The organism is Ruegeria sp. BG11 (assembly GCF_056538565.1).
The window spans coordinates 1-6077 of sequence record NZ_JBQFTH010000029.1; the positions used below are offsets into that span (position 1 = coordinate 1).

A 6077-nucleotide genomic window follows, 5' to 3' on the forward strand; every position below is an offset into this window, starting at 1 on the left:
GAAGAACACAGCGAAGAGGATCACATCCTTCGGATACTGCGCGCCTTTGAAAGAGATCATAAAAACTGACTTTCGATTTCAATATTTCGATATCCATTCACTCGAAGCACTTATGAGCGTCAACGGTCAAAAGTTTGCAACAGATCCATTTTTACTCCAAAGAACCGCAGTCAGCCCAAAGTGGGTGTTCAAGGAACCTTTTAAAGTGCCTTTTCAATGAACTTTGAAAAAAGCTCACCCTGCGAATTGATCCTAAGTTTCGCGTAGATGTTGCGTCTGTGGATGCGGACTGTGCCTGGAGAGATGCCGAGAATTGTGCCGACAGCTTCTGCCGAATGACCCTTCAACGTGAACTCAACGACTTCTCTTTCTCGTGGCGTCAGAACGCCATCGCCAAATGCCTGGAAAGCAAGATCGACGCGACGACTAACGCCATTCGCTGCGGCGCCGCGGGTCATCGTTGGAAAGTCACTCCAATGTTTGCAACAGGCTGCCCGAACGAGCGGCCATAGAGCTTGCAAATGACGAATTTCCTTGGCGGAAAAAGGCTTCTCTGCTCGCATGAGCGAGACCACAACCATCCCAGCGCCTGGGATATCGATAAAGTAGCCAATCTCCTCTGCTAACCCAGTCCTTTTGTAATAGCTGCGATAGTATTCGCCCTGATAGAACCTGTCCGGTGCGATATCGCGCATGCGGTACAGACCCGGTGTTATTGGTTTTGTCGCGGCCAAAAAAAATGGATCAAGTACGTAGGGCCCGGCTTGGTAATCCTCAACAAAAATACGCCGTTTGCTTTTGGGGAAATCGTCGTGAATGTCTATTGGTGCTTCGGTTCCGACATGGCCAAACACCACCGTAAAATCAAATGGTGCGACCTGCCGTAAGCCATCTGCCAAAGCACATGGAAATTCTGGGGTTCCGATCTTCTCCACGACCCTGCCGGCCTCTTCCATCCAATCGTACACACGTCGCTCCAGATTTTCGAAAAGCACCTCTATACCCCAATTGTGGTATATACAGTTATTCCGAGTTATTGTTACTTTTTCCTTGTTTGAGTGGTATGCCAACAAATGCCAAAAAATCAAGCATAAGGAAAACGGCAGTATATGAGCTTTGACATGAGCGTCACCATGCAGACGATTGCGGAACTCCGAGGAGTGACCAAGACCTTCGGGAATGTGGTCGCCGCCAAAGACCTGAATCTTTCCATTGGGAAAGGAGAGTTCCTGTCGTTCTTAGGCCCATCTGGTTGCGGCAAAACCACTGCGCTTAGAATGTTGGCAGGTTTCGAGAAGCCTACCGAAGGTCAGGTGTTGCTCGATGGAGAAGTCGTCAACGACTTGGATGCGCACCATCGCCCAGTCAACATGGTGTTTCAGCACTATGCTCTTTTTCCTCACCTAAGCGTGTTCGACAACATCGCGTACGGCCTGCGCCAACAACGACCACGCGTAGACAAACAAACAATCGCGACAAAGGTTGAGCAAGCGCTGGAAACTGTCCGTCTTGGTGGGTTTGGCCCACGTCGCATCTGGGAGATGTCTGGTGGTCAGCAGCAACGCGTCGCTTTGGCGCGTGCGATCGTAAACGAGCCCAAGCTTTTGCTGCTTGATGAACCAATGGCTGCTCTGGATCGAAAGCTTCGAAAAGAAATGCAGTTTGAACTGCAGAACCTGCAACGACAACTGGGAATAACTTTTGTCCTCGTCACGCACGACCAAGAAGAAGCGCTTTCAATGTCCGACCGAATTTGTGTGATGGAAGGCGGCAGTATTGTGCAGGTTGGCAGCCCACGCGAACTCTATGACATGCCCCGCAGCCGCTACGTGGCTGGATTTGTAGGCACCTCTAATTTCTTTGATGCAACTGTGACTGACTCAGCAGCCGACCAAATCACTGTGCGTTTAGCGAGTGGCCAAAAGGTGCACGAAACTCCGGAGATTCCAATAGATGCAGGGCAGGAAGTGTGCGTTAGTATCCGTCCTGAACAGATCACGCTGACCCGCGCGCTACCCACAGCTGAAATCGCTCTGCCAGTTACCATTCAAAATCGGATCTTCCTTGGGGAGCACACAGAATACCTTGCGCGCAATGAAGCACTGGGTGATTTCCATGTACTTGTGCCAAGGCAAGCGGAATTGAACGAGGGGACGTTCAATGCAGGAGAGCAGGCCTTTGTTTCATGGGGCGAAGGCGCACTGCTGATCCTGGAAAAATAACAAATCCCGCAATCCAACAACAGAGAGGTTCACAATGACCAAGGATAATGGGACTATTTCCAAGCAAAAGTTCATGGAAGAGCTTCGCCGGTACCAAAAGGGTTCGGTTACACGGCGACATTTCTTAGGCGTGACAGGTCTTGGGATGGCAACGGCCGTTCTGGGCACGGCCATTCCTGGGTTGCGTCCACGCCCGGCATTTGCTGCCGGGGACATTGGCGACCGAGTGATCCTTGCCACATGGCCGAACTACCATGACGAGATGAACTTCGAAGCCTTCACGGAAGCCACTGGCGCCCATGTTCAGGTCAATGTTTTTGGCTCGAACGAAGAGATGTTGGCAAAACTTCAGGCTGGAGGGTCTGGCTGGGACGTTTTCGTTCCAACCAACTACACGATCACTACGTATGTGGGTGAAGATCTGATCATCCCGCTCGATACGTCCAAACTGCCAAACTACGACGCAGGTTCATTCGAACAGCGCTTTTCCGATGCCGGTTCTGTCGATGGCCAGCTTTACGCGGTCCCAAAAAACTGGGGCACGACTGGCTTTGCAGTGAACACCAGCAAGCTTGACGGCGCTCCGACTCCAACCACATGGAAAGAGTTCTGGGACCTTACTATGGAAGGTTACTCAGGCCGGACAATGGTGCATGATTACCAACTCACCACCATCGGTAATGCACTGAAATACTTCGGCTACTCCTTCAACTCGGTCGATGAGAAGGAACTGGCGGATGCCGAGAAATTGTTGCTGGATGCCAAACCGCATCTGTTTGCAATCTCGTCGGATTATCAGCCACCGATGCGTAACGGTGACGCCTGGATGACGATGTGCTGGACAGGTGACGGCAAGCAGATGAATGTCGACATGCCTGAAATCGCCTACGTTCTGGGAACTGAGGGCGGTGAACTCTGGTCCGACTACTACGCCATTCCTAAGGGCGCACCCCATATGGATGCCGCTTATGCCTTGATCGACTTCCTGCTGAACCCGGAAGTTAATGCGAAAGAAGTCCTCGCTCACGGCTATCCATCGGCTGATGCTCGCACCAATGCGTTGCTGCCGAAGGAACTACTGGAAGATCCGATCCTTTATCCGGCAGCTGACCTTCTGAATGCACTCGAGTTCGGCGCGGCAGCTACACTAACAGATCCAAACCGTGCCGAGTTGCTCGCCCGCTTCAAGTCGGCCTAAGCGCCAAGGTCGCCAATATCGGAAAAGACGAGGACAAAATGACCGAACGAGGCAGAAAAGCACTGTTGCTGGCTCCAGCAGGAATATGGCTTTTGGTAATGCTAGCCCTTCCTCTGCTGGTCGTCTTCGTCTTTTCCTTTGGCGAACGGGGTGCCGCCGGAGGCTACGTTCCAGCGTTCACTTTGGAACAATATGCCAACCTTCCTGCGCGATGGACGGCGTTTAAGAACACTTTGATCCTTGCACCACTGGGGACTATCGCTGCGTTGGTAATTGCCTACCCGCTCGCCTACTTTCTTGCAGTGCGTTGTTCACCAAAGTGGAGAACTTCGCTGTTGATCCTAGTGATCGTGCCGTTCTGGACATCGATCCTGATCCGGTCATACGCTTGGATTTTCATCCTTGGGGGGCGTGGCTTGCCCGCTTTACTGGAGTCGATCGGCATCGATGATATCCGCCTGATAAATACGCCGTTCGCTGTGCTTGTCGGGATTGTCTATGGGTATCTACCTCTGATGGTTTTCCCGATTTTTGTAAGCTTAGACAAACTGGATAAACGCCTTCTGGAAGCATCGGCTGATCTCGGCTCTACCCCATGGCGTACGTTCCGTCAGGTGACACTTCCTTTGTCGGTACCTGGTATCGCAACTGGCTGCATGCTGGTCTTCATCTTGCTGATGGGCGAGTTTCTGATCCCAGCGATCTTGGGCGGCGGAAAGGTCTTTTTCGTCGGAAATGCGCTGGTGGACCTGTTCCTGCAGTCTCGGAACTGGGCGTACGGATCGGCGGTCGCAATGACTTTGGTTGTCGTAATGCTTGTCACTGTCTCAATTTACATGAAATTCATCTCGCGCCTGGGTGGCCAGCGCCAAGATGTCTCGCTGATGTGAGGGTCCGATGCGCTTATACGCGATTTGCGTCTACCTTTTTCTCTATATTCCAATCGGCATCATCGCGCTTTTCAGCTTTAATGCCGGACGACACGCAAGCCAGTTCATGGGGTTCTCGACCCAATGGTATGGTAAAGCGCTGAACAACCCATTTGTAATGGACGCGCTCGAGACCAGTCTGCTTGCGGCATTCATAACTGCTTGCCTCGCATCCACTCTCGGAACCATGGCGGCCATCGCTTTACAAGGGGTTAAGGGATGGCTCCGAACTTTGTTTGATGCGATGATTTATATTGCGATAATGATACCCGGTATCGTCATCGGCATCGCGACACTCATTGCCCTGGTCACTGTATTCGGCTGGCTAAACCCGCTTCTTGCAAGCCTATGGCCCGATGGAGCAAATCCCCCGCAACTTTCCATGGGGATGCCCACGCTTGTCGCCGCACACACCATGTTCACAATGGCGCTGGTCATAATCATCGTACGTGCAAGGCTATCGGGTATGGACCGCGCGCTCATGGAAGCTTCGGCTGACCTCTTTGCGACGCCCTGGGGCACCTTTCGACAGGTGACCCTGCCGTTGATAGCACCGGCAATTTTGGCAGGCTTCCTGCTCAGCTTCACTTTCTCATTTGATGATTTCATCATCGCGTTCTTCGTAGCTGGCTCAGAAACAACCCTGCCAATCTACATATTCTCATCCATCCGGCGCGGCGTAACACCCGAGATCAATGCCATCGGCACTATGGTTATGGGCGCGTCGCTCTTGTTGCTCGTAGCAGCGCAGCTGCTTTTGCGCCGAGGCGCCTCAAAATCGAATAATTAAATAAAGGAGCCAAGTGACATGCGGCTTGCAGGTAAGGTCGCGCTCGTTACGGGCGCGGGATCAGGAATTGGTCGGGCGGGTTCAATGGCAATGGCACAAGAGGGTGCGAATGTTGTGGTAACCGATCGCGATGCAACACTTGCTGAAGCCACTGTGGCCGCGATCGTTGCGCAGGGAAATCAAGCATCTGCCATACAGCTTGATGTGACCGATGACGATGCCCTTACCAAAGCCATAGACGAAGCAGTAAAAAACTTCGGTCGGCTTGACGTGTTGCACTCTCATGCTGGGTTGCAGATCGAAGGAACGCTGGAAGAAGTGGAACCAGATGGAATGGATGCTTCTTGGGCATTGAATGTCCGCGCTCACTTCATTGCCGCGCGCGCAGCCGTCCCCCATATGAAATCACAAGGTGGAGGCAGCGTGATCGTCACGGCCTCCAATTCGGGGGTTCAATACGACCGGGGTATGATCGCCTATGCGACTACAAAGCACGCAGCTGTTGCGATGGTCCGGCAGATGGCAGCCGACTACGCTGTCCATGCAATCCGTTTCAATGCCCTTTGTCCAGGATTTGTAGACACCCCCTTCAATGCAGGCTTCGAAAAGCAGATGGGTGGCCGTGCCAAACTGGAAAGCTACATCGAGCAGGCGATCCCTATGAGTCGGTGGGCGACAGTTGAAGAGATTGGCCATGGGATCGTCTATTTAGCTTCAGATGAATCCGCTTTTATGACGGGGCAAGCCTTGGTTATCGATGGCGGTGAATGCATTTAGTGATGGGTTAGACCGGATCTGTTGCAAACTTTTGACCGTTGACGCTCATAAGTGCTTCGAGTGAATGGATATCGAAATATTGAAGTCGAAAGTCAGTTTTTATGATCTCTTTCAAAGGCGCGCAGTATCCGAAGGATGTGACCCTCTTCGCTGTGTTCTTA

Annotated in this window: 7 protein-coding genes; 6 read left to right on the forward strand and 1 reads right to left on the reverse strand. The window is 52.2% G+C overall.

Annotated elements, in window-relative coordinates:
• Positions 1-220 (forward strand): hypothetical protein (locus ACR0JF_RS23065; RefSeq protein WP_480670064.1); only part of this gene is annotated, 220 nt, incomplete at its 5' end.
• Here ACR0JF_RS23065 and ACR0JF_RS23070 read toward each other — a convergent pair.
• Positions 201-968 carry a helix-turn-helix transcriptional regulator gene (locus ACR0JF_RS23070; protein WP_480670066.1) on the reverse strand — a complete coding sequence of 256 codons (768 nt, stop codon included), beginning with the start codon at positions 966-968 and terminating at the stop codon, positions 201-203. The genes ACR0JF_RS23065 and ACR0JF_RS23070 overlap by 20 nt on opposite strands.
• Positions 969-1121: 153 nt before the next feature.
• On the opposite strand from ACR0JF_RS23070, the gene ACR0JF_RS23075 reads away from it, so the two are divergent.
• From ACR0JF_RS23075 to ACR0JF_RS23095, 5 genes are read left to right on the forward strand one after another with little or no spacing between them, the layout of a single operon-like run.
• A complete protein-coding gene (locus ACR0JF_RS23075; RefSeq protein WP_480670068.1) occupies positions 1122-2222 on the forward strand; it encodes an ABC transporter ATP-binding protein in 1101 nt (366 codons plus the stop codon).
• 34 nt (positions 2223-2256) lie between these two features.
• Complete coding sequence (locus ACR0JF_RS23080) at positions 2257-3420, forward strand: ABC transporter substrate-binding protein (protein WP_093962198.1); 1164 nt, start codon at positions 2257-2259, stop codon at positions 3418-3420.
• Between the two features lie 38 nt (positions 3421-3458).
• Complete coding sequence (locus ACR0JF_RS23085) at positions 3459-4310, forward strand: ABC transporter permease (RefSeq protein ID WP_010442233.1); 852 nt, start codon at positions 3459-3461, stop codon at positions 4308-4310.
• A 7-nt stretch (positions 4311-4317) separates the two neighbouring features.
• A complete protein-coding gene (locus ACR0JF_RS23090) occupies positions 4318-5139 on the forward strand; it encodes an ABC transporter permease (protein ID WP_010442232.1) in 822 nt (273 codons plus the stop codon).
• Positions 5140-5157: 18 nt separating this feature from the next.
• Entirely contained in the window at positions 5158-5916 is a 759-nt protein-coding gene (locus tag ACR0JF_RS23095; RefSeq protein WP_010442231.1) for an SDR family NAD(P)-dependent oxidoreductase, read from the forward strand.
• Positions 5917-6077 lie beyond the last annotated feature (161 nt).

What these genes read in the sequence shown, in the direction of transcription:
- ACR0JF_RS23080 (WP_093962198.1), top strand. Translation starts at nt 2,257, where the DNA reads ATGACCAAGGATAATGGGACTATTTCCAAGCAAAAGTTCATGGAAGAG.
- ACR0JF_RS23090 (WP_010442232.1), top strand. Translation starts at nt 4,318, where the DNA reads ATGCGCTTATACGCGATTTGCGTCTACCTTTTTCTCTATATTCCAATC.
- ACR0JF_RS23075 (WP_480670068.1), top strand. Translation starts at nt 1,122, where the DNA reads ATGAGCGTCACCATGCAGACGATTGCGGAACTCCGAGGAGTGACCAAG.
- ACR0JF_RS23085 (WP_010442233.1), top strand. Translation starts at nt 3,459, where the DNA reads ATGACCGAACGAGGCAGAAAAGCACTGTTGCTGGCTCCAGCAGGAATA.
- ACR0JF_RS23095 (WP_010442231.1), top strand. Translation starts at nt 5,158, where the DNA reads ATGCGGCTTGCAGGTAAGGTCGCGCTCGTTACGGGCGCGGGATCAGGA.